Genomic DNA, 19,744 nt, shown 5'->3' with positions numbered 1-19,744 from the left:
AGGCCACGATCATCGGCGCTTTTTGGCGTATTACCCCTACCCGCATACCGCCACAATGGCCACTGTGCACCCGAATGCCCGGTAGCTGGCCATGGCCGACGAGAGCAGTGATCAGGAAAAGACAGAAGAGGCCACGCCACGACGCCTGCAGAAGTCCCGCGAAGAGGGGCAGGTTGCGCGATCCCGCGAGCTGACCACCTTCATGCTGCTGCTGGGCGGCGTCGTGGGCTTCTGGACCATGGGCGCCATGCTCTACGATCAGCTGGGGCTGGTGATGGAGCAGGCCTTTCTGTTCGAGCGGCAGCAGGCCTTCGAAACGGCCCCAATGCTGAGTAACGTCCTGGAGCTTGCCGAGCGCACGCTGCTGACCATGCTGCCGCTGTTTCTGCTGCTGGCGGTCATCGCGCTGGTGGCGCCGGCAATGTTGGGAGGCTGGCTGATTTCGGCCAAGTCGCTCAAGCCGCAGCTGTCCAAGCTCAACCCCATGAAGGGGCTCAAGCGCATCTTCGGCGTCCAGGCGCTTGCCGAGCTGGCCAAGGCGATCGCCAAGTCGTTTCTGGTTGGCGGGGTGGGCATGTCGTTTCTGTATCTCAATCGCGGCGAGTACCTGTCCCTGCTGGACCAGCCGACGACCCAGGCACTGGCGCGTGCGCTGATGCTGGCCGCTCAGGCCTGCGGGCTGATGGTGCTGACGCTGATCGTGGTGATTCTGATCGACGTGCCGTACCAGCTATGGAGCCACGCCAAGAAGCTGCGCATGACCAAGGATGAGGTCAAGCGGGAACACAAGGAGTCCGAAGGTGATCCCCATGTCAAGGCACGCATTCGTCAGCAGCAGCAGGCCATGGCGAGAGGGCGCATGATGAGCCAGGTCCCCGAGGCCGATGTGATCATCACCAACCCGACGCACTACGCCGTGGCGTTGAAGTACGAGGAGGGCGGTATGGCCGCCCCTAGGGTAATCGCCAAGGGGGCCGATGCCGTGGCCGGGCGAATTCGAGAGCTTGGCCGTGAGTCGGGGGTGCCGCTACTGGAAGCCGCCCCCTTGGCTCGGGCGCTTTACCACCATGTGGATCTCGATGCCGAGATTCCACTTGATCTGTATACCGCGGTGGCGGAGGTGCTGGCCTGGGCCTTCCGTCTCAAGCATGTGACGCAAGAGGGAGGAGAGGTGCCACCAACGCCCGAGAATCTGACGGTACCGCCTTCCATGGCGGCGCCGGGCGATGCCAACGTCGCCGACGCGGATGAGACGCGCGGGGCACGCCAATGAAATCGCTCAGCCACTTTTTGGGGCGCACCGACTGGATGGGTGACGCGCGCATGAAGCTGCTGGCAGGGCCGGTCTTGATCCTGATGATCCTGGCCATGATGATCCTGCCGCTGCCACCCTTTGCGCTGGATATGCTCTTCACCTTCAATATCGCCCTGGCGGTGATGGTGCTGCTGGTGAGCATGTTTACCCAGAAGCCGCTCGATTTTGCCGCCTTCCCCGCGGTACTGCTGTTCACCACCCTGCTGCGGCTGTCGCTCAACGTCGCCTCCACCCGGGTCATCCTCATGGAGGGCCACGGTGGGGGCGATTCGGCAGGCAAGGTCATCGAGGCCTTCGGCCAGTTCCTGGTGGGCGGCAACTTCGCCGTGGGCCTGGTGGTCTTCTTGATCCTGGTGATCATCAACTTCATGGTCATCACCAAGGGGGCGGGGCGCATTGCCGAGGTCGGTGCACGCTTCATGCTCGACGCCATGCCGGGTAAGCAGATGGCCATCGACGCCGATCTCAATGCCGGGCTCATAGGCGAAGACGAAGCCCGCAAACGGCGTGGGGAAGTGGCCCAGGAGGCCGATTTCTACGGCTCCATGGATGGCGCCAGCAAGTTCGTGCGCGGCGATGCCATGGCCGGCCTGGTGATCATGGTCGTCAACGTTATTGGCGGGCTTTTGATCGGCATGCTGCAGCACGGCATGGACTTCGGCGATGCCGCCCGCACCTACACGCTGATGACCATCGGCGACGGCCTGGTGGCGCAGATTCCCGCCCTGGTGATCTCGACGGCGGCCGGTGTCACGGTTTCCCGCGTGAATACCGATCAGGATGTCGGCCAGCAGATGATCAGCCAGCTGTTCGTCAACCCCCAGGTGATGATTCTGGCGGCGCTGGTAATGGGCATGCTGGGGATGGTCCCGGGCATGCCGAACCTGGTCTTCCTGCTCTTTACCGGGCTGCTTGCCGGGCTGGCCTGGGCGCTGATGCGGCAGAAGGAGCAGCGGCTGGTGGCCGAGGAGATCGCCGCTGAGCCGCCACCACCACCCGCGGCGCCGGAAGCGAGCTGGGACGATGTCCAACTGGTGGATACTCTGGGCCTGGAAGTGGGGCATCGGCTGATCCCGCTGGTGGATCAGCGCCAGCAAGGGGAACTGCTCGGGCGCATCAAGAGCGTGCGCAAGAAGTTTGCCCAGGAGGTGGGCTTCTTGCCGCCGGTCGTGCATATCCGCGATAACCTGGAGCTGGGCGCCAACACTTATGTGATCACTCTCAAGGGTGCCGAGATCGGCCGCGCCGATGCCTTCCCAGGGCAGTGGCTGGCCATCGACCCCGGCCAGGTGACCGGCCAACTGCAGGGCACGCCCACCGAGGATCCGGCCTTCGGCCTGCCGGCGGTATGGGTGGATAGCGGTCAGCGGGAGCACGCCCAGGTCTACGGCTACACCGTGGTGGATGCCGGCACTGTGGTGGCCACCCATCTCAACCATCTGCTGCACCGTCATGCCGCTGAGATGCTGGGGCGCGCCGAGGTACAGAAGCTGCTCGACAAGCTCGGCGAGGAGCAGAAGTCACTGGTCGAGGACGTGGTGCCCAAGCTGGTCAGCCTGACGGCGCTGCAGCGCATCCTGCAGAACCTGCTCGACGAGGATGTCTCGATTCGCGACATGCGCACCATTCTCGATACTCTGGCCGAGTACGCGCCGCAGCAGCAGGACCCCAACGAGCTGACCGCCCTGGTGCGTGTCAGCCTGGGCCGGGCGATTACCCAGCAGTGGTTCCCGGGACAGGATACGTTGAACGTGATCGGCTTGGAGGCACAGCTCGAGCAGGTGCTGATGCAGGCCATGAACGGCAACGGTGCTCTGGAACCCGGGCTCGCCGAGACGCTGATGACCCAGGCCGAGCAGGCCCTGGCACGGCATGAGGCCAGCGGTGAACCGCCGGTGCTGGTGGTGCAGCACAGCCTGCGCCCGCTGCTGTCGCGCTTCCTGCGCCGGCGACTGCGCCACCTGGTGGTGATGTCCCAGGCGGAAATTCCCGATGACCGAACCCTGCGTGTCACCACACTGGTTGGTGGGCGTTAGACATGGCAGGTCGACATGAGTGGGAGATCGATAAGCGATGAGCGTCATGCGTTTCGTAGGAGCCAACAGCCGGGATGCCATGCGCCAGGTACGCGAGGCGCTGGGCGATGAAGCGCTGATCCTGGCCAACCGCCGGGTCGACGAAGGCGTCGAGATCCTGGCCATGACGGAATCTGCGGCCGATGCCGCTACGCCGCCGCCACAAGCATCGCCGTCGAGGCAGCTTCGCGAGGCGCCCACATCATCGGTGCCTGGATTGCCAGCCTCGGGACAGGAATCGTCGGACGCCGATGCTTCGTCTACGTCAGCTGCGCCCGGTGGGTTCGAGGCGATGAGCGCTCGCCTGCTCGAGGAAATGCGCGATATGCGCACCCTGCTGGCCCGAGAGCAGAATAACCGAACCACCGTCAGCGGTGGCCTGCGTGAGAGGCTTCAGCAGGTACTGCTGGAAGCCGGTTTTCACCTCGAGCTGGCCCAGGAGGTGCTCGCCACGTTGCCTGACGAGCTGGGGACGCTTGAGACAGTGGACGAGCGGGCCATGGCCTGGCTGCATCGCCAGCTGCAGATGCGGCTGAAGGGGCCCGCGGATGAGTCGACGTTCTTGGATCGCACCGGCATCGTCGCCCTGATCGGCCCTACCGGGGTAGGCAAGACCACCACCACCGCGAAGCTTGCCGCCCGCTATGTGCGTCGCCACGGCACCCGGCCGGTGGCGCTGGTGACCACCGACAGTTTTCGTATCGGCGCCCATGAGCAGCTGCGCATCTATGCGCGGCTGCTTGACGTGCCGATGTACGCTCTCAACGCCGACCAGCCGGTTTCTGACCTCCTGGAGCGTATGCGCGGCAAGTCCTGGGTGATCATCGATACCGTAGGGATGAGTCAGCGCGACCAGCGAGTCATCGAACAGGTGGCACACCTGCGCGGTGGTGAGTCCCCGGTACGTCTGGTGCTGGCCCTCAACGCGGCCAGCCAGGTCGAGACCCTGGAAGAGGTGGTGCTTCGCTACCGCCAGGCAGCTCAGGCCGCGGGCGCTGAGCTGACGGACTGCGTGATCACCAAGCAGGACGAGGCAGGGCGGCTGGGTCCGGTGCTGGATATCATTATGCGCCACGGGCTGCGCCTGCTGTTCGTCTCCCATGGTCAGCGAGTGCCGGAAGACATGTCGGTGGCCGAGCCGGACGCGCTGATTGCCCAGGCCCTGGAGAGCCGTGTGCCCATGGCGACAGAGGCGCCGGCTGTGCCGAGCAACGAGCCTTCAGGGCTTTCGCGCAGTCTGCTGGGCCAGGGACGTCGGCTGGCAACGACCCTCAAAGCGTTGCACCAGCGTCTGGATGGCTTTGGTGAGCTTGAAGCGGTGTGGGATCTGCTGGGGCTGCCGACCTCGGTGCAGGAGTCGCGTCTCGAGGCGCTGCTCGCCGCCTATCCGGCCCACGGCCAGGCGCTTGGGATGCTCTGGGGCGATCGCCGGGGAATCAAGGGAGAGCACTGGTCGATGCCCGATGTGGCGCTCAACCCCGATGGCCATTGGCTGGCGCTGCCGCTGCTTCAGCATCGCCAAGTGGCAGGGCAGCAAGCCAGATTCGAGGACATGCTATATCGACTCGGGATCAGCGTGCATCTGCTGGTCGGACTTCCCGACGCAGGGGCCTGCCGCTGGCTGGAGCAGCGGCAGCTCACCTGGTCGAGCCTGGTTCGCGGCAGCCAGCGGGTCGATCATGCCGGGGAACGCCAGTCGCTGTCGGCCCTTAAGGAACTGGCCGAGCCGCTGGACGAGACAGGCTGTCGCTTCCGCGGCGCGCCGGCGCGGTTGGCGCTGGAGACCTTGCCGGTGGCGTTGACTCCTAAGGGCAATCGGCGCGATGCCGAACTGATGCCGGCTCAGGCCTGGTTCGGCAGCTTGCGCGATGCCGAAAGCGGCAGAGCGTTGGCAACTCGGTACTGGTTGACGCCTGGGAGATTAGGGCGGGAGCCCGCTGCGCTTCTGCTTTCACAGCTTCAGGGCGATGCCTTGCCGCAGCTGACCCGGCGGGCCTGGCAGCGACTCGACCCGCGCGAGCTGGGCGAGCTGCGCCCGGATGTGCGGCTGCTGCTTGCCAGTGGCCTGGCGGCCGTGGCGGTGCATCTGGATCTGGCCGATGATGAGCCGGCCATGGATCTGCGAGCCGAGCTGCTGGGGCTTACGGGAGGGCGTCGTCGGCGGCGCGACGTGGCGCTGCTCGAGGCGCTGGTACAACTTTTCCTGGTGCGCGATGCCATTCGTCACTTGGGGCTCGGTGAGCAGGAGACAGGGTAAATGGGTATGGATCAGGCCGCAGGCTTGCGTCAGTGGGCTTCCAGCACGGGACAGGCCGGTTCGGCAGACCAGTGCCCCTTGCATGTTGCAGAGGCATTGTTGGAGCTGGCATCTGGCTTGCCTAATGAACGGCCACCGACGTCGCGCGCGCCGCAGCATGGAAAGGCATCAGGCAGCACAGCGTCTAGCAACACAGTGACTAGTCGAACCGATGGCTCGATTACCCTCATGGTGGTAGGGCTGCCAGGCAGAGCCGAGCGATACACGCAGCGAGTCCATGACCTTTTGGAAGCGTGGGCAGAAGAAGGGCGGCAATGGGTAGGGGATCCTAGAGCCTGGCGCGTTGTGGCGCTGGGCGTGGACAGCCCCCATCTGCCGCTGCTGGCGGAGCAGCAGCCGCGCTGGGCGCTTTGGGTTGACAGTGACCCTGAAGCTTTTCGGCGTGCCTATCGGGTGCTCAAGCAGGTGGCGGAGGTGGGGGGGCCGCAGCGATTGCTGGTCGTGCATCCGCCGGATATCGGACGTCAGGGGCTGCTCGACAACCTGCGCAGCGCGGCGTGGCACTATCTGGGAATCGAGCTGCTGGTGCTGGCGAGATGATACCTCCTGGACGTCTCACGAGGCGGCCTTGGGCTGTGCTGGCGAGTTGGGTGCTGGTAGGTGGTCTGATGATTGGCGACCTGGCAACGACCACTGCCTTGGCGGCGGGTAGCTGGGTGGCTACGGCGCCGGCTGTGCACGTCTCGATGGTAGATCGACCGGCGAGGTCGGCCGACCTCATTGCGCCAGCTCCGGAGCTTGCTCATGGACAGCAAATCGGGCGACTTAGCTGGCAGTACCGGCTGCCTCCTGGTGAGGATGTGCAGGCCTGGTTGTGTCACCCGGGGCGCTGCGTGTCACTGCCGGGCCAGCGCGGCCAGACCGAGGCGCTGGCGGGGCTGCCGGCCGATGTGCCGCTGCATTTTCGCTTTGCGCTGCTCGATCGTCGACAGCGCGCCATAACGCTGCAGGGGCTGCAGGTGATCGTCAATCATCGGCAGCCACCGGCAAGGCAGCCATAGAAACAGTTCTTCGCACTTTAGCGTGAACATGTTGGGCAGGTTTTATGGTGGGAGGCCGGCTCTGCCGGGCGAAGGCGCCGTCGAACCGGAGCTGAAGTCGAGGCGTCGAACCGTCCCTCCCACAGAGCCAGTTCACGCCAGTCTGCGAAGAGTCATAAAAACCGGATGACCGCTTATGAATGGGACTGACGGCTGCGAGACGACTGCATGTACACAGCACGAGGCAAGATAAATCAGCGCGACCTGCTCGATGAGTACCTGCCGCTGGTGAGGCGCCAGGCGCTGTCGCTGCAGGTGAGACTGCCGGCGAGTATCGAGCTCGATGACCTGATTCAGGCCGGGATGGTGGGGCTGCTCGAGGCACTGGGGCGCTACGATGCGGCCCAGGGAGCCAGCTTTGCCACCTTCGCCAGCCAGCGAATACGCGGCGCTATGCTCGATGAGCTGCGTAGCCGCGACTGGCTGCCGCGCAGCGTACGCCGAAATGCCAGGGCCGTGGATGAAACCGTGAGACGGCTGGAGCAGCAGCTGGGGCGACCCGCCGAAGAGACAGAGATCGCCGCCGAACTGGACATGAGTCTTGAGGAGTATCACCAGCTGCTCAACGACACCAACAGCGGCCACCTGCTGCCCTTCGAGGCGCTGCTCGAGGAGGGGGTGGAGCCTGGGATAGTGGACAGCGCTGCCGATACCCCTTTCAATCAGCTGATCGATGAGCAGAAGCGACAGCAGCTGGTAGCCGGCATCGAGGCGCTACCCGAGAGAGAAAAACTCCTGATGGCGCTCTACTACCAGGAAGAGCTCAACCTCAAGGAGATCGGGGCTGTACTGGGGGTCACCGAGTCCCGGGTCTGCCAGCTGCATAGCCAAGCGGTCAGCCGGCTTCGGGCGCGGCTGGCTGGCAGCGATTGACGGAAGATTTTTTCTTAAAGATGGCCCATCAGCGAGCGCGTGCTCTCCAGGGCCTCCAGATAGCACTGGTGCAGCCGATCAGGCGGGGTCTGTGAGTCGGATGCCTCCAGCTGGCGCTCATGGTCTTCGCACAGTTTCAGCACCGCCCCCAGCGCCCCTTCGCGGCGTCTCAGCGCCCGAAGGATCGGCTGGCTCAGCGGTAGTTGCTCGAGCAGGGTGTCGCGGTCCTCTTCCAACAGCGCATCCATCAGCGAGAACAGTCCGGTGGTGAAGGCGTCCTCGGCGTCGAGCTCGGCAAATGGGACCGCGAGGTTACGGCACATGAAGGCGCGCTGCAGCGCCATGCGCAGCACGATCCGCGACGAGGGCTGAAGGCTTGCCAGGGTCAGGGTAAGGATCAGTCGACGCAGCTCGATCTGGCCGAGCAGCTGCATGCCGCGTGCTAGATCGGCCTCCTTGCCGCCGCGATTGAAATAGCTCGAGTTGGCCCGGCGCAGAATCGCCACGTGCAGATGCGGCATTTGCACGACCAGCTCTTGCAGTGTCTTCAGGTCGGTATCGTGGTCGTAGAGGGCCCGGATCAGGCGGATCTGCGCGGCTCGGTTGCCGTGTCGGCCCCTCGGGCGCGCGGCGATGAAGCTGGGGCGCGCCAGGTAGTCGCCGTTGTAGAAGTGGCAACCCATCTGGCGGTAACGTGCCAGCTCCTCGGGGTTGCGGATGTTTTCCACCAGCAGCTTGATCTTGCGCTGGGGAAGCGGTGCCAGGAGGTCGGGGCCGAGCTCGTCGGGAGAGATCAGCGTGATGATATCGGCTCGGGGCAGCAGCGCCTCGGGATCCTGCTTCAGCAGGCGGGCGGGAACCACCACGCGATAGCCGCGCTCGCGGACCTCGTCCAGTCGACCCAGCAGGGTGTCGGTCACCCGCTCGGCGTCGGCAATGCCAATCGCCATGCGCGGTGCCGGGGTGGGCAGCAGCTCCGGGCGATCCAGCCACTGGCTCGGCAGGGTGACGAATAGCGTGCGGTTGCCCAGCAGGCCGGCATCGCCCAGCTCATAGACGGCGCTGGCCAGAGCGCGCGCCGTGGCCGCCATGGTGTCGTCCCCTTCCGAATCCTGCTGCTGCCGATAGTCGACACGATCCGCCACGTGCCGATGATCGGCATCGTGGATGGGGTGAAGGGCGATGGTGCAAGGGTCGATCTCGAGCGGTTCGGTCATGCTTTGCTGCCTCCCTGCCGGTGCATATGTGACCAGATAGATCGCATGATACGGGATGCTGGCCAAGGCGTCCCCACCGAACGGCGTCAATCGCCCCACTCATCGCGGTGGCGGAATCCGCCGGATGATGCGGCCTGCCCGTTAGGGGGCATCGGGGGCGGCGAGCGCTTCGCGCAGCGCTTGCAGTTTGGGCACCAGGCCGGTGGCCAAGGCTTCGAATTGCGGGCGGGCATAGTAGAAGCCCTGCTGATGGGGCAGGCCGTTGCGTCCCAGCCACAGGGCTTCTTCCCGGGTTTCGACGCCTTCGGCGATCATGTCGATGGCAAGCGTCTGGCCGAGGCCGGCCAGGGAGCGAAGAATCGCCTGGCGCCGCGGGTCCTGGTCGCAGCCCATGATCAGGACGCGGTCCAGCTTGAGCCGGTCGGGACGCAGTTCGGTGAGCAGGTCCAGGTTGGCATAGCCGTTGCCGAAGTCGTCCAGGGCGGTGGCAAAGCCCATCTCGCGATAGGCTTCGATGATGCGCTGCAGATGGCGCTGGTCCTGCACCTTCTCGGTTTCGGTAATCTCGAAGACCAGCCGCTGGGTGGGCCAGCCGACCTGCTCGGAGATCGCCAGGGTGGCCTGGATGCAGGCTTCGGGCTCGTAAACCGCATTGGGCAGAAAGTTGATCGACAGGGCTTCCTGCATCTCCAGCCGGCTGGCCAGCTCGATGGCCCTTACCCGGCAGGCCTGGTCGAAGCGGTAGAGCAGCTCGGGAGTGACCTGCGACAGGATGCTGAAGGCCGACTCGCCGGCAGGGCCGCGAACCAGGGCCTCGTGGGTGGTCACCCGGGCCGAGGTCAGATCGACGATCGGCTGAAAGGCCATGGTGAAATCGAACGGCAGCGCACCGTCACAACGGGCACATTTACCCTTCACTTCAGCGCATTGGCGCATGGTGTCTCCTTGTATGCTCGAGACTGGTCTGTTCTCTTGTTATCGGCCGTTGCCGAAGTGACTTGAGGCTGAGTGAGGATTTCGCCTCAAGTTTTGGTCGCTTCGGCCGATGACATGGATCAAGACTCGACCGAGCCCCGCAGTCAGGAGCCCTAGATGAATCCATCCACGATTATCGGCATGCTGGCAAGCATCGTTCTGCTGGTCAGCGTGCTGTTCTTCACCGCCGAGTCGCCGCAGAGTTTCATGAACCTGCCCGGCCTTGCCATCGTCCTGGCCGGCACCATGGCCGCCACCTTCATCAGCTATCCGCTGAGGGAAGTGCTGCGCGTGGTGCGCCTGGTGGGACTGGTCTTTCGCCGTGAAAACACCTACACCCGCGACGACATCAAGGAGCTGGTGGATATGTCGCGACTGTGGTTCAAAGGGGATGTCAGGGCGGTGGAGGAGGCCCTGGAGAAGACCCGCAACCCCTTCCTGCGTACTGGCATCCAGCTGGTGATCGCCAACACCAAGGAGCAGGAAATCTTCGATCTGCTGCGCTGGCGGATCGCCCGGCTCAAGGCGCGTGAGCACGCCGAGGCACAGATCTTTCGCACCATGGCGACCTATGCGCCGGCCTTCGGCATGATCGGCACCCTGGTGGGCCTGGTGAACATGCTGGAGGTGATGGAGGCGGGGGATCTCCACGTCATCGGCCCGCGCATGGCGGTGGCCCTGTTGACCACCTTTTACGGCATCCTGCTGGCCAATCTGGTGTTCAAGCCCATCGCGGTGAAATTGGAGCGGCGTACCGAGGAGCGCCTGATCGCCATGAACATGGTGCTCGAGGGTATCTCCCTGATCACCAAGCGGCGCCTGCCCTCCTTCATCGAGGAGACGCTCAACTCCTTCGTGGCCAACTACCACGATGAGATTCGCGATCCCGCCGCCGGCCGCCGCGATCCTGACGAGGCCGGGCAGAATGCTTGATCGTACGACCCGCGACACCCTTCAACCCATGTCCGGAGACGGTGATGGGGAGGGGTGGCTGATGAGCTACCTGGACGTGCTGACCCTGTTGATCACCCTGTTCGTGCTGCTGGTCTCGATGATGGGAAATGGCATGGCCACCCACGGGGGCCAGCACGGCGGGGTGGCCGATCAGCAGATCACCCCGGAAGCGCAGCTTGCCGCGATGGTGGTGGCCGGGCGTCTATCGCCGGGGATCCAGCCGCGCCACGACGGGCTGCAGCCACGTTTTTCCGGACTCAATATCGAGGGGGTCAGCGTCGATCAGGGGCAGCAGGGGATCACCCTGCGCATCGACGACAACCTGCTGTTCGCCAGCGGCCAGGCAGAGCTCACCGCCCAGGGCAGGGAGGTGGTGGCAAGCCTGCGGGAGGTGCTCGACGCCTTCGAAGGGGAGATTTCCGTGGAAGGCCATACCGACAGCATCCCCATCTCTACCGCGCGCTTTCCCTCCAACTGGGAACTCTCCTCGGCGCGCGCCATCGCTGTGCTGCGCCATCTCGATGAGGTGGGGGTGCAGGCCGAACGACTGCGGGCGGTCGGCTATGCCGATACCCGCCCGCTGGAAAGCAATGAGACGGCACAGGGGCGTGCCGCCAACCGTCGTGTGGAGCTGCTGCTGCGACAGGAAGTCGGCGGACCCTAACGGGTCGATTCGACAGCGCGCACTCTCTGAGCGGGGGCTCATTTTTGTTGCAAAGTGACGTACAGCAGCGCCAGAGGCGCTGGTCGGCATGGCAGGCAGGGGGGCTCTACGGGGTACTGCTGTTGAGCCTGCTGACGGCGATGCTCTGGGCGCTCAATGACCGCTATCATCGCGAGCTAGACGGGGCGGGAGACAAGACCCTGGCCCACGGTGAGCTGGTGGCGGAGTGGGCGTCCGGCGCCTTTACCAGTACCGATAATACCCTGAGCGGCCTGGCGAATCTCTTCGCCCTATCGCTCGAGGCGGAGGGGCACCTGGATGACCCGCTGGCCGAGGCGTTCGAGACCCTACTCTCCCAGCGTCAGCGGAGCCTGCCGTTTCTGGATGCGATCGGCATCATCGATCACGCCGGTGACACCCTCTATTCCACCGGCAGCCCGGGGTTTCCCAGTCACGATGCCCGAGAGCGCGCCGTTATCCGCGACTTTCTGCAGGCATCCGAGACCGCTCTGGAAGCGGTCTACTGGGAGCCGGAAGGCGGCGATCATCGCATGCTCTATCTAAGGCGCATTTTCGATGCCGAGGGCCGTTCTACCGGGGTGGCGGTGGCGCGTCTCGATCTCTTCTTCTTCACCCATGCCCTGCAGCGGCTTCAGTTGGGAGAAGGGGAGAGTGTCGCCTTCATCGACAATGACATGCGCCTGATCGCCCGCCGTCCGGGAGTCAGTGGCGTGTCGGCCACCGAGGCGCTGGGCATGGAGGTCGATGCGCCTGCGGTTGCCGAGGTCATCGCCGAGCCCAATGGTCATACGTTCATTCTCACCTCGCCGCTGGATGGTGACCGGCGGGTCTTCGGCATCAGCCGGTTGGAGGGGTTGCCGTTCGCCGTGATCGTGGGCCACAGCGCCGCCGCCGTGCTGGCCGACTGGCGCCAGAAGGTGATGGTGCTGACCCTTGGCTGGTTGACCGTTGCCGTGCTGGGGCTATTTATCCTGCTTCACTACCTGCGACTGTCGCGTACCGAGGCCGAGCTGTACCTCAGCGAGCAGCGGCTGTGGGAGATCAACCGTTCGCTGCAGGCCGAGCTGCGTATTGCCGACATGGCCTTTGAAACTCACCTGGGCATGTTCATTACCGATGCTCAGGGGACGATTCAGAAGGCCAACGCTACCTTCGAGACGATCACCGGCTATAGCGAACAGGAGGTGCTAGGCCAGAATCCTCGGCTGCTCAACTCGGGACGCCATGACAGCGACTTCTACCGCAAGATGTGGGAGACCATTCATGCACAAGGCAGCTGGCAGGGCGAGGTGTGGAACCGGCGCAAGAACGGTGACACCTATCCGCAGTGGGTCACCATTAGCGCCGTCAAATCGGCATCCGGCGAGATCACCCACTATGTGGCCACGCTCAGCGACATGACGCTGCGCCGCGCCGCCGAGCAGGAAGCCCACCGACTCTCCTTCTATGACCCGCTGACGGGGCTGCCCAACCGGCGCATGATGCTCGACCGGGCCGACCGGGCGATTCAACAGGCGCAGAGAAGCGAACATCAGGGAGCCCTGATGTTCATCGATCTGGACGGTTTCAAGCAGATCAACGATAGCCTGGGGCATCGACAGGGCGATGAACTGCTGCAGCAGGTGGCTGACCGGATTGCCGAGATGAGTCGGGAGTCGGATCTGGTGGCTCGGCTGGGCGGGGACGAGTTCGCGGTGCTGCTCGAAGGGCTAGGCGTCTCCATTGATGAGGCCTCGGCGCTGGTTGAGCGTGTCGCCAGCAAGCTGCTGGGCGCCCTTGCCGAGCCGTTCCGTCTGGGGGAGGATCGCTACCAGCTCTCCGGCAGCATTGGCATTACCTTGCTGGGTGACGGCACACACAGCGCCGAGGAGAGCCTGCAGCAGGCGGAGATGGCCATGTATCAGGCCAAGCAGGCCGGGCGCAACGCCCTGCGTTTCTTCGACCCCGTGATGCAGGCGGTGGCGGTGCGCCGCGCCATGCTCGAGAGCGACCTGCGTCAGGCCGTGGCGCGTCAGCAGCTGCGGCTCTTCTATCAGCCCCAGGTGGACGATCGGCAGCGGGTCACCGGCGTCGAGGCGCTGCTGCGCTGGGAACATCCGGATCACGGCATGGTGCCGCCGGGCGATTTCATCCCCGTGGCGGAGGAGAGCTATCTGATCGTGTCGATTGGCGCCTGGGTGCTGGAGACTGCTTGCCGTCAGCTGGCTCGCTGGTCGCTAGATTCCGACAAGGCCGGGCTGACCATGGCGGTCAATATCAGCCCGCATCAGTTCCAGCAGCCCGACTTCGTGGCCGACCTGGAGGCAATCCTGTCGAGCACCGGCGCCAGGCCCGAGCGCCTCAAGCTGGAGCTCACCGAGTCGGTCTTCATGGAGGAGCCGGATCTCGCCAAGGCAACCATGCACCGGCTCAGGGCGATGGGCATCCGCTTCTCGCTGGACGATTTCGGTACCGGCTACTCGTCGCTTTCCTACCTCAACCGGCTGCCGCTGGATCAGCTCAAGATCGATCAGTCGTTCGTCCGGACCCTCTTCGAGGACCCGGCGAACCAGGTGATCTCTGCCTCCATCGTGAGCCTGGGCAGCAACTTGGGGCTGGAGGTGATCGCCGAGGGGGTGGAGACCCAGGCCCATCAAGACTGGCTGGCCGAGCACGGCTGCCGGGCGTATCAGGGCTACCTGTATGCTCGCCCGCTACCCATCGAGGCGCTCACCGAGCTGCTGGAGAGCTCGACCTGCGCCGCCGGACGCTGATCCGGCGACGCCGTCGGCGGATCAGTCCTCGATGCGGCCGAGCAGCAGGAACTCGATCAGCGCCTTCTGGGCGTGCAGGCGATTGCCGGCCTCCTGCCAGACCACCGCGCGGGGATCATCGAGCAGTGTTTCGCTGATCTCTTCTCCGCGGTGGGCCGGCAGGCAGTGCAGGAAGAGGGCGTCGGCCTTGGCGCGGTCGAGCAGCGCCTCGGTGACCTGAAAGCCGGCGAAGTCGGCCTCGCGCTTGGCCTGCTCCTCCTCCTGGCCCATGGAGGCCCAGACGTCGGTGGTCACCAGGTCGGCGCCGCTCACCGCTTCGGCAGGGTCGCGAACGATGCTGGCCCGGTCATCGGCGGCCTCGAGGATATCCTGGCGCGGCTCGTAGCCTTCCGGGCAGCAGATGCGCAGGTGGAAATCGAACTGGCGTGCGGCGTTGATCCAGGAGTGGCACATGTTGTTGCCGTCCCCAATCCAGACCGCGGTGCGCCCCTTGACGCTGCCGCGCAGCTCGGTCCAGGTCATGACATCGGCCAGCAGCTGGCAGGGATGGTAGTCGTCGGTCAGCGCGTTGATCACCGGCACCGCGCTGGCGGCGGCGTAGCGCTCCAGGCCTTCGTGGGAGAAGGTCCGGATCATCACGATGTCGACCATTTCCGCCAGCACGCGAGCGGTGTCTTCGATCGGCTCACCGCGGCCAAGCTGAGTGTCGCGCGGCGAGAGGAACAGCGCATGGCCGCCGAACTGGGCCATGGCGGTCTCGAAGGAGACCCGGGTGCGGGTCGACGACTTCTCGAAGATCATCGCCAGGGTGCGGTTGGTGAAGGGCGAGTAGCTCGGTCCCTGGGTCCGCAGGCGGTTCTTGATCGTGATGGCCCGCTGGATCAGGTAGTCGAGTTCGTTGGTATTCAGGTCCAGCAGGGTCAGAAAATGGCGTGTCGCCATGAGGGATCTCTCCGCGCGAAAAAACCCCCATCCTAGCCAGGCGCCGGGGGATGCGCAATGCGCCCGGCATCAGTAGAATGATGGCCAACAGCAAAGGCTGAGCGCCGTGCTCGGGTATTGGTCCGGCGGCCTCGGCGTCCACGTGACCCAACAGGGAGCGCACATGAGCACCACCATCGAGAACATCCAGCGTCAGATCGGCGAAAACCCCATCCTTATCTACATGAAGGGCACGCCGCAGCTGCCGCAGTGCGGTTTTTCCGCCCAGACCGTCCAGGCCCTGATGTCCTGCGGCGAGCGCTTCGCCTTCGTCAACGTGCTGGACAATCCCGATATCCGCGCCGAGCTGCCCAAGTACGCCAACTGGCCCACCTTCCCGCAGCTGTGGGTCGAGGGCGAGCTGGTGGGCGGCTGCGATATCGTCGCGGAGATGCACCAGAGCGGCGAGCTCGAGAAGCTGATCAAGGAAACCGCCGCCAAGCACAAGGACGACGCTTGAGCCGGGCTTCGCCCGGCGCATCGAGCGGTAAGCGATAGGCGCTACGAAGCAGGCCCGCCAGAGAGATGGCGGGCCTGCTTCGTTCAGGGGGGCAGCAAAGGCTCTTTTTCTTTGTTCATCGCACTTTAGCGTGAACATGTTTGGCAGGTTTTATAGTGGGAGGCCGGCTCAGCCGGCGGTTCGACGCTTCGACGAAGGCGCCCCATGGGTAGCGCTGCGCGCTACTTCGCGATCCGAAGCTCCCTCCCACATAGCCTGTTTGACTTAACCCCTCGCACCTCGCCCCTAGGCCTCCTCCATCCCCTGCTCGCGCTGGGCCAGCGCCCAGCCGCCAAGATCCTTGTAGCGGTTGACGATGGCGCAGAACAGCTCCGCGGTGCGTTCGGTATCGTAGCGGGCGGAGTGGGCTTCCTGGTTGTCGAAGGCAATGCCGGCGGCGCGGCAGGCCCGGGCCAGCACCGTCTGGCCGTAGACCAGCCCGGACAGGCTGGCGGTGTCGAAGCTGGAGAAGGGGTGAAAGGGGTTGCGCTTGATGCCGCAGCGCGCCACGGCGGCATTCAGAAAACCGTGATCGAAGGCGGCGTTGTGTCCCACCAGCACCGCCCGGGTGCAGCCGTGAGCCTTGATCGACTTGCGTACCGGCCGGAAGATTTCGCCCAGGGCTTCCGCCTCGCTCAGGGCGACCCGCTGACGCAGCGGGTCGTCGAGCTTGATGCCGGTGAAGTCCAGCGCCGACTGTTCCACGTTGGCGCCCTCGAAGGGCTTGATATGAAAGGCATAGGTGGCATCGGGCAGAAGATTGCCCTCGGGGTCCATGGTCAGGGTCACGGCGGCGATCTCGAGGATCGCGTCGCGGTCGGCGTTGAAGCCGCCGGTCTCAAGGTCCACCACCACGGGCAGAAAACTGCGGAAGCGCTGGGCCATCAGCTCGCGGGCGATCGCCTCGCTCATTAACCTCTCCTTGCGTATTTCAGTCTCGGTCGCCCCGCCCGGCGGCAGGCCCCAGGCGAATCCGCGCAGTCTAGCAGCTTGGCTGCGGCACGTCCCCCCGCCGGTATTCGCGACGCCGTTGCCACGCTATAATCACCGACCCTAGACGTTCATCACAAGGAGCCCCAGCATGTCCGATGTCAAGAAGGTCGTGCTCGCCTATTCCGGCGGCCTGGACACATCCGTCATCGTCAAGTGGTTGCAGGAAACCTACGACTGCGAGGTCGTGACCTTCACCGCCGACATCGGTCAGGGCGAGGAGGTCGAGCCGGCCCGTGCCAAGGCCGAGGCCCTGGGCGTCAAGGAGATCTACATCGAGGACCTGCGCGAGGAGTTCGTTCGCGACTACGTCTATCCGATGTTCCGCGCCAACACCATCTACGAAGGCGAGTACCTGCTTGGTACCTCCATCGCTCGGCCGCTGATCGCCCGTCGCCTGATCGAGATCGCCAACGAGACCGGCGCCGACGCCATCTCCCACGGGGCCACCGGCAAGGGCAACGACCAGGTCCGCTTCGAGCTGGGGGCCTATGCGCTCAAGCCCGGCGTCAAGGTCATCGCGCCGTGGCGCGAGTGGGACCTGACCTCTCGCGAGAAGCTGATGGCCTACTGCGAGCAGCATGAGATTCCGGTCGATTTCGCCAGCGGCAAGAAGAAGTCACCGTACTCCATGGATGCCAACCTGCTGCACATCTCCTACGAGGGCGGCATCCTCGAGGATCCCTGGGCCGAGGCCGAGGAAGACATGTGGCGCTGGAGCGTGTCGCCGGAAGCCGCGCCAGATACGCCCACCTACGTGGAGCTGACCTATGAGCAGGGCGACATCGTCGCCATCGACGGCAAACCCATGAAGCCCCATGAGGTGCTCGAGACCCTCAACAAGCTGGGCGGTGACAACGGCATCGGCCGGCTCGATATCGTCGAGAACCGCTACGTGGGCATGAAGTCCCGCGGCTGCTACGAGACCCCCGGCGGCACCATCATGCTGCGCGCCCACCGCGCCATCGAGTCGCTCACCCTGGACCGCGAAGAGGCCCATCTCAAGGATGAGCTGATGCCCAAGTACGCTGAGGTGATCTACAACGGCTACTGGTGGAGTCCGGAACGTCGGATGCTGCAGGCCGCCATCGACGAGACCCAGAAGAACGTTTCCGGCGTGGTGCGCATGAAGCTCTACAAGGGCAACGCCACACCGGTGGGGCGCAAGTCCGAGCAGTCGCTGTTCGACGAGTCCATCGCCACCTTCGAGGACGATGCCGGCGCCTACGACCAGAAAGACGCCGAGGGCTTCATCAAGCTCAACGCCCTGCGTCTGCGCATTGCCGCCGGCAAGGGCCGTCAACAGGACTGAGCTGGCATTCCGTCATGTGGGAGGGAGCTTTAGCTCCGGTTCGACGCTTCGACGAAGTCGCGCGCAGCGCTACCCATGGGGCGCCTGCGGCGCCTTCTCCCGGCAGAGCCGGCCTCCCACCATAAAACCTGCCCAACATGTTCACGCTAGAGTGCGAAGAACCCAGTTTTTTCGTCACCTTTCCGGGAGAGGGCCTGTGCTGAAGAAACTATTGTCCGGCTTGTTCGGCGGCGGCGATGACAAGCCGGCATCGCGCCAAGCCGCCGAGCCGGTGGAATACAAGGGCTACCAGATCGTCTCCGAGCCGGAGGAGCAGGGTGGTCAGTTCAGAGTCAGCGGCTGGATTCGCAAGCCGGCCGAGGGGGCGGAGGGCGAGCTGCGCGAGCACCGCTTCGAGCGCTCCGACCTGGTGCCCGGCCGCGAGGCCTGCGACCAGCTGATGATCAGCAAGGCCCAGCGCTATATCGATCAGGTGGGTGACGAGATGTTCAATACCCCCCGCTGAGGGGCATACCGCCCGCTTCCTGTTGGGGGCTATTCATCCTTAGGCGAAGGGAAAGCATCGCGCTGCCGCATTACACTGGGCCGGTACCCGACATCCGGAGCCAGTATGCGCCTGCTGCACCGTGCCTCACCCTGGCGTGACCTCTTTGCCGGCGATGCTCCGCCGGATCCCGCCACACTTCCGCCGCTACTGGCGCCGCTACGCGATGCGCTTGCCGAGTTGGGGCCCGCTCCCAGCCTGGCCCAGTCCCATGCCTGGCAGGGACGATTGGTAGAGGCCCTGGACCGGCTCGACCTGCCGGGTTGGCGGATCAGTCAGCTGATCAGTGATCACAACGACTGGCTCTATCGGCGCGCCATCGAACTCTCGCTCAACGAGATGACCGGGCAGGGGTGGGGCAACCCGCCGGCGGCGTTCTGCGTGCTGACCCTGGGGTCCGCTGCCCGCCATGAGAGTCTGCTGGGGCCAGACCAGGACAACGCCATGATTATCGAGGACTACCCGGACGCGCGGCATACCGAGATCGACGGTTATTTCCAGTCGCTGGGAGAGCGCTTCACCGCCCGACTGGACGAAGCCGGCATTCCCCTGTGCAGCGGCCATGTGATGGCGCGCTGGCCGATGTGGCGCAAGCGCCTGGCGGAGTGGTGCGAGCAGCTGACGCTGTGGAGCGCCGATCGGCGGGTCAAGCGGGTGCAGCAGGCCAATATCCTCTTGGACTTCTCTCCGGTCTTCGGTGAGGCGCGCCTGGCCGAGTCCCTGGGTGGGCATGTGCAGCAGCTGATGCCCGGGGCGGGGCTTTTCCTCGATGAAATGGCCGCACTGCTCGATGAGCTCCCGGTCGCTCTGGACCGCCTGGGGCGGCTCGTCGGTGATGGAGAAGGGGCCCCCCACGATAACGCGCTCAACCTCAAGCGCCAGGGATTGCTGCCGCTGGTGGCCGCCGTGCGGCTGCTGGCGCTGCGCCATGGCGTGCGTGTACCGGATACCCGCTCGCGTCTGGCCGCCCTGGTGGTCGAGGAGGCGCTGTCCAACCGCCAGGCGCAGGCGTTGGCCTCGACCCTGGCGCGGCTGCAGGCGCAGCTGCTGGACGCCCAGCATGTGACCCTCAAGCAGGGGGGCATCCCCGATGGCTGGATCGATATCGCGCGCCTGGAAGAGGACGAACGGCTGCTGATGCGCCACGACATGCAGCAGATTCGTCGTCTGATCAAGCAGGCCAAATCATCGGTGGGGCGGGGCTGAGGCCGCCC

General features: G+C 64.9%; 17 protein-coding genes. 13 read left to right on the top strand and 4 right to left on the bottom strand.

What is annotated here, in order from left to right:
* The first annotated feature begins 91 nt into the window (after positions 1–91).
* From flhB to ACZIYR_RS10440, 6 genes are all read left to right on the top strand, one after another.
* Positions 92–1,273 carry a flagellar biosynthesis protein FlhB gene (flhB, locus tag ACZIYR_RS10465; protein ID WP_483526641.1) on the top strand — a complete coding sequence of 394 codons (1,182 nt, stop codon included), beginning with the start codon at positions 92–94 and terminating at the stop codon, positions 1,271–1,273.
* Positions 1,270–3,351, top strand: coding sequence for a flagellar biosynthesis protein FlhA (flhA, locus tag ACZIYR_RS10460; RefSeq protein WP_473033714.1), 2,082 nt, complete (start codon positions 1,270–1,272; stop codon positions 3,349–3,351). Before flhB ends, flhA begins: the two co-directional genes overlap by 4 nt.
* Positions 3,352–3,388: 37 nt before the next feature.
* Positions 3,389–5,647, top strand: a complete 2,259-nt coding sequence (gene flhF, locus ACZIYR_RS10455) for a flagellar biosynthesis GTPase FlhF (RefSeq protein WP_483526640.1) — start codon at positions 3,389–3,391, stop codon at positions 5,645–5,647.
* A 357-nt stretch (positions 5,648–6,004) separates the two neighbouring features.
* Positions 6,005–6,247, top strand: a complete 243-nt coding sequence (locus ACZIYR_RS10450; RefSeq protein ID WP_483526639.1) for a hypothetical protein — start codon at positions 6,005–6,007, stop codon at positions 6,245–6,247.
* A complete protein-coding gene (locus tag ACZIYR_RS10445; protein WP_483526638.1) occupies positions 6,244–6,708 on the top strand; it encodes a flagellar protein FlhE in 465 nt (154 codons plus the stop codon). The genes ACZIYR_RS10450 and ACZIYR_RS10445 overlap by 4 nt, the downstream gene beginning before the upstream one ends.
* 207 nt (positions 6,709–6,915) lie before the next feature.
* Entirely contained in the window at positions 6,916–7,620 is a 705-nt protein-coding gene (locus ACZIYR_RS10440; protein WP_473033710.1) for an RNA polymerase sigma factor FliA, read from the top strand.
* 14 nt (positions 7,621–7,634) lie between these two features.
* On the opposite strand, the gene ACZIYR_RS10435 is transcribed toward ACZIYR_RS10440, so the two are convergent.
* Together ACZIYR_RS10435 and ACZIYR_RS10430 are read right to left on the bottom strand one after the other, a co-directional pair.
* On the bottom strand, positions 7,635–8,837 hold the full coding sequence (locus tag ACZIYR_RS10435; protein ID WP_483526637.1) for an EAL and HDOD domain-containing protein: 1,203 nt from the start codon (positions 8,835–8,837) through the stop codon (positions 7,635–7,637).
* Positions 8,838–8,978: 141 nt separating this feature from the next.
* Positions 8,979–9,773: an EAL domain-containing protein gene (locus tag ACZIYR_RS10430; protein ID WP_483526636.1), complete on the bottom strand. Its 795-nt coding sequence runs from the start codon at positions 9,771–9,773 to the stop codon at positions 8,979–8,981.
* Positions 9,774–9,929: 156 nt separating this feature from the next.
* Between ACZIYR_RS10430 and ACZIYR_RS10425 the strand changes: the two genes are divergently transcribed.
* Genes ACZIYR_RS10425 through ACZIYR_RS10415 form a run of 3 tightly spaced genes read left to right on the top strand, consistent with a single transcriptional unit; the run spans position 9,930 to position 14,204 of the window.
* Complete coding sequence (locus ACZIYR_RS10425) at positions 9,930–10,745, top strand: motility protein A (protein ID WP_473033707.1); 816 nt, start codon at positions 9,930–9,932, stop codon at positions 10,743–10,745.
* Complete coding sequence (locus ACZIYR_RS10420; protein ID WP_473033706.1) at positions 10,738–11,430, top strand: OmpA/MotB family protein; 693 nt, start codon at positions 10,738–10,740, stop codon at positions 11,428–11,430. Before ACZIYR_RS10425 ends, ACZIYR_RS10420 begins: the two co-directional genes overlap by 8 nt.
* Positions 11,431–11,477: 47 nt before the next feature.
* Complete coding sequence (locus tag ACZIYR_RS10415; RefSeq protein WP_483526635.1) at positions 11,478–14,204, top strand: bifunctional diguanylate cyclase/phosphodiesterase; 2,727 nt, start codon at positions 11,478–11,480, stop codon at positions 14,202–14,204.
* Positions 14,205–14,225: 21 nt separating this feature from the next.
* Here the strand turns inward: ACZIYR_RS10415 and argF are convergent, their stop codons facing one another.
* Positions 14,226–15,146 carry an ornithine carbamoyltransferase gene (gene argF / locus ACZIYR_RS10410; protein WP_473033703.1) on the bottom strand — a complete coding sequence of 307 codons (921 nt, stop codon included), beginning with the start codon at positions 15,144–15,146 and terminating at the stop codon, positions 14,226–14,228.
* 163 nt (positions 15,147–15,309) lie between these two features.
* Between argF and ACZIYR_RS10405 the strand changes: the two genes are divergently transcribed.
* Positions 15,310–15,645, top strand: coding sequence for a Grx4 family monothiol glutaredoxin (locus tag ACZIYR_RS10405; RefSeq protein ID WP_238974721.1), 336 nt, complete (start codon positions 15,310–15,312; stop codon positions 15,643–15,645).
* 285 nt (positions 15,646–15,930) lie between these two features.
* On the opposite strand, the gene rnt is transcribed toward ACZIYR_RS10405, so the two are convergent.
* Positions 15,931–16,596 (bottom strand): ribonuclease T, encoded by a 666-nt coding sequence (gene rnt / locus ACZIYR_RS10400; protein ID WP_473033701.1) that lies wholly within the window; start codon positions 16,594–16,596, stop codon positions 15,931–15,933.
* A 169-nt stretch (positions 16,597–16,765) separates the two neighbouring features.
* Here rnt and ACZIYR_RS10395 point away from each other — a divergent pair, with 169 nt between their 5' ends.
* The 3 genes from ACZIYR_RS10395 (at position 16,766) to ACZIYR_RS10385 (ending at position 19,736) form a co-directional block, all read left to right on the top strand.
* Entirely contained in the window at positions 16,766–17,986 is a 1,221-nt protein-coding gene (locus ACZIYR_RS10395) for an argininosuccinate synthase (RefSeq protein ID WP_473033700.1), read from the top strand.
* 196 nt (positions 17,987–18,182) lie between these two features.
* On the top strand, positions 18,183–18,491 hold the full coding sequence (locus ACZIYR_RS10390) for an HlyU family transcriptional regulator (RefSeq protein WP_483526634.1): 309 nt from the start codon (positions 18,183–18,185) through the stop codon (positions 18,489–18,491).
* 105 nt (positions 18,492–18,596) lie between these two features.
* Positions 18,597–19,736 carry a DUF294 nucleotidyltransferase-like domain-containing protein gene (locus ACZIYR_RS10385; RefSeq protein WP_483526633.1) on the top strand — a complete coding sequence of 380 codons (1,140 nt, stop codon included), beginning with the start codon at positions 18,597–18,599 and terminating at the stop codon, positions 19,734–19,736.
* Positions 19,737–19,744 lie beyond the last annotated feature (8 nt).

This window comes from Billgrantia sp. NRB1 (genome assembly GCF_056921725.1).
This window is presented reverse-complemented; position numbering and strand designations above follow the sequence as displayed.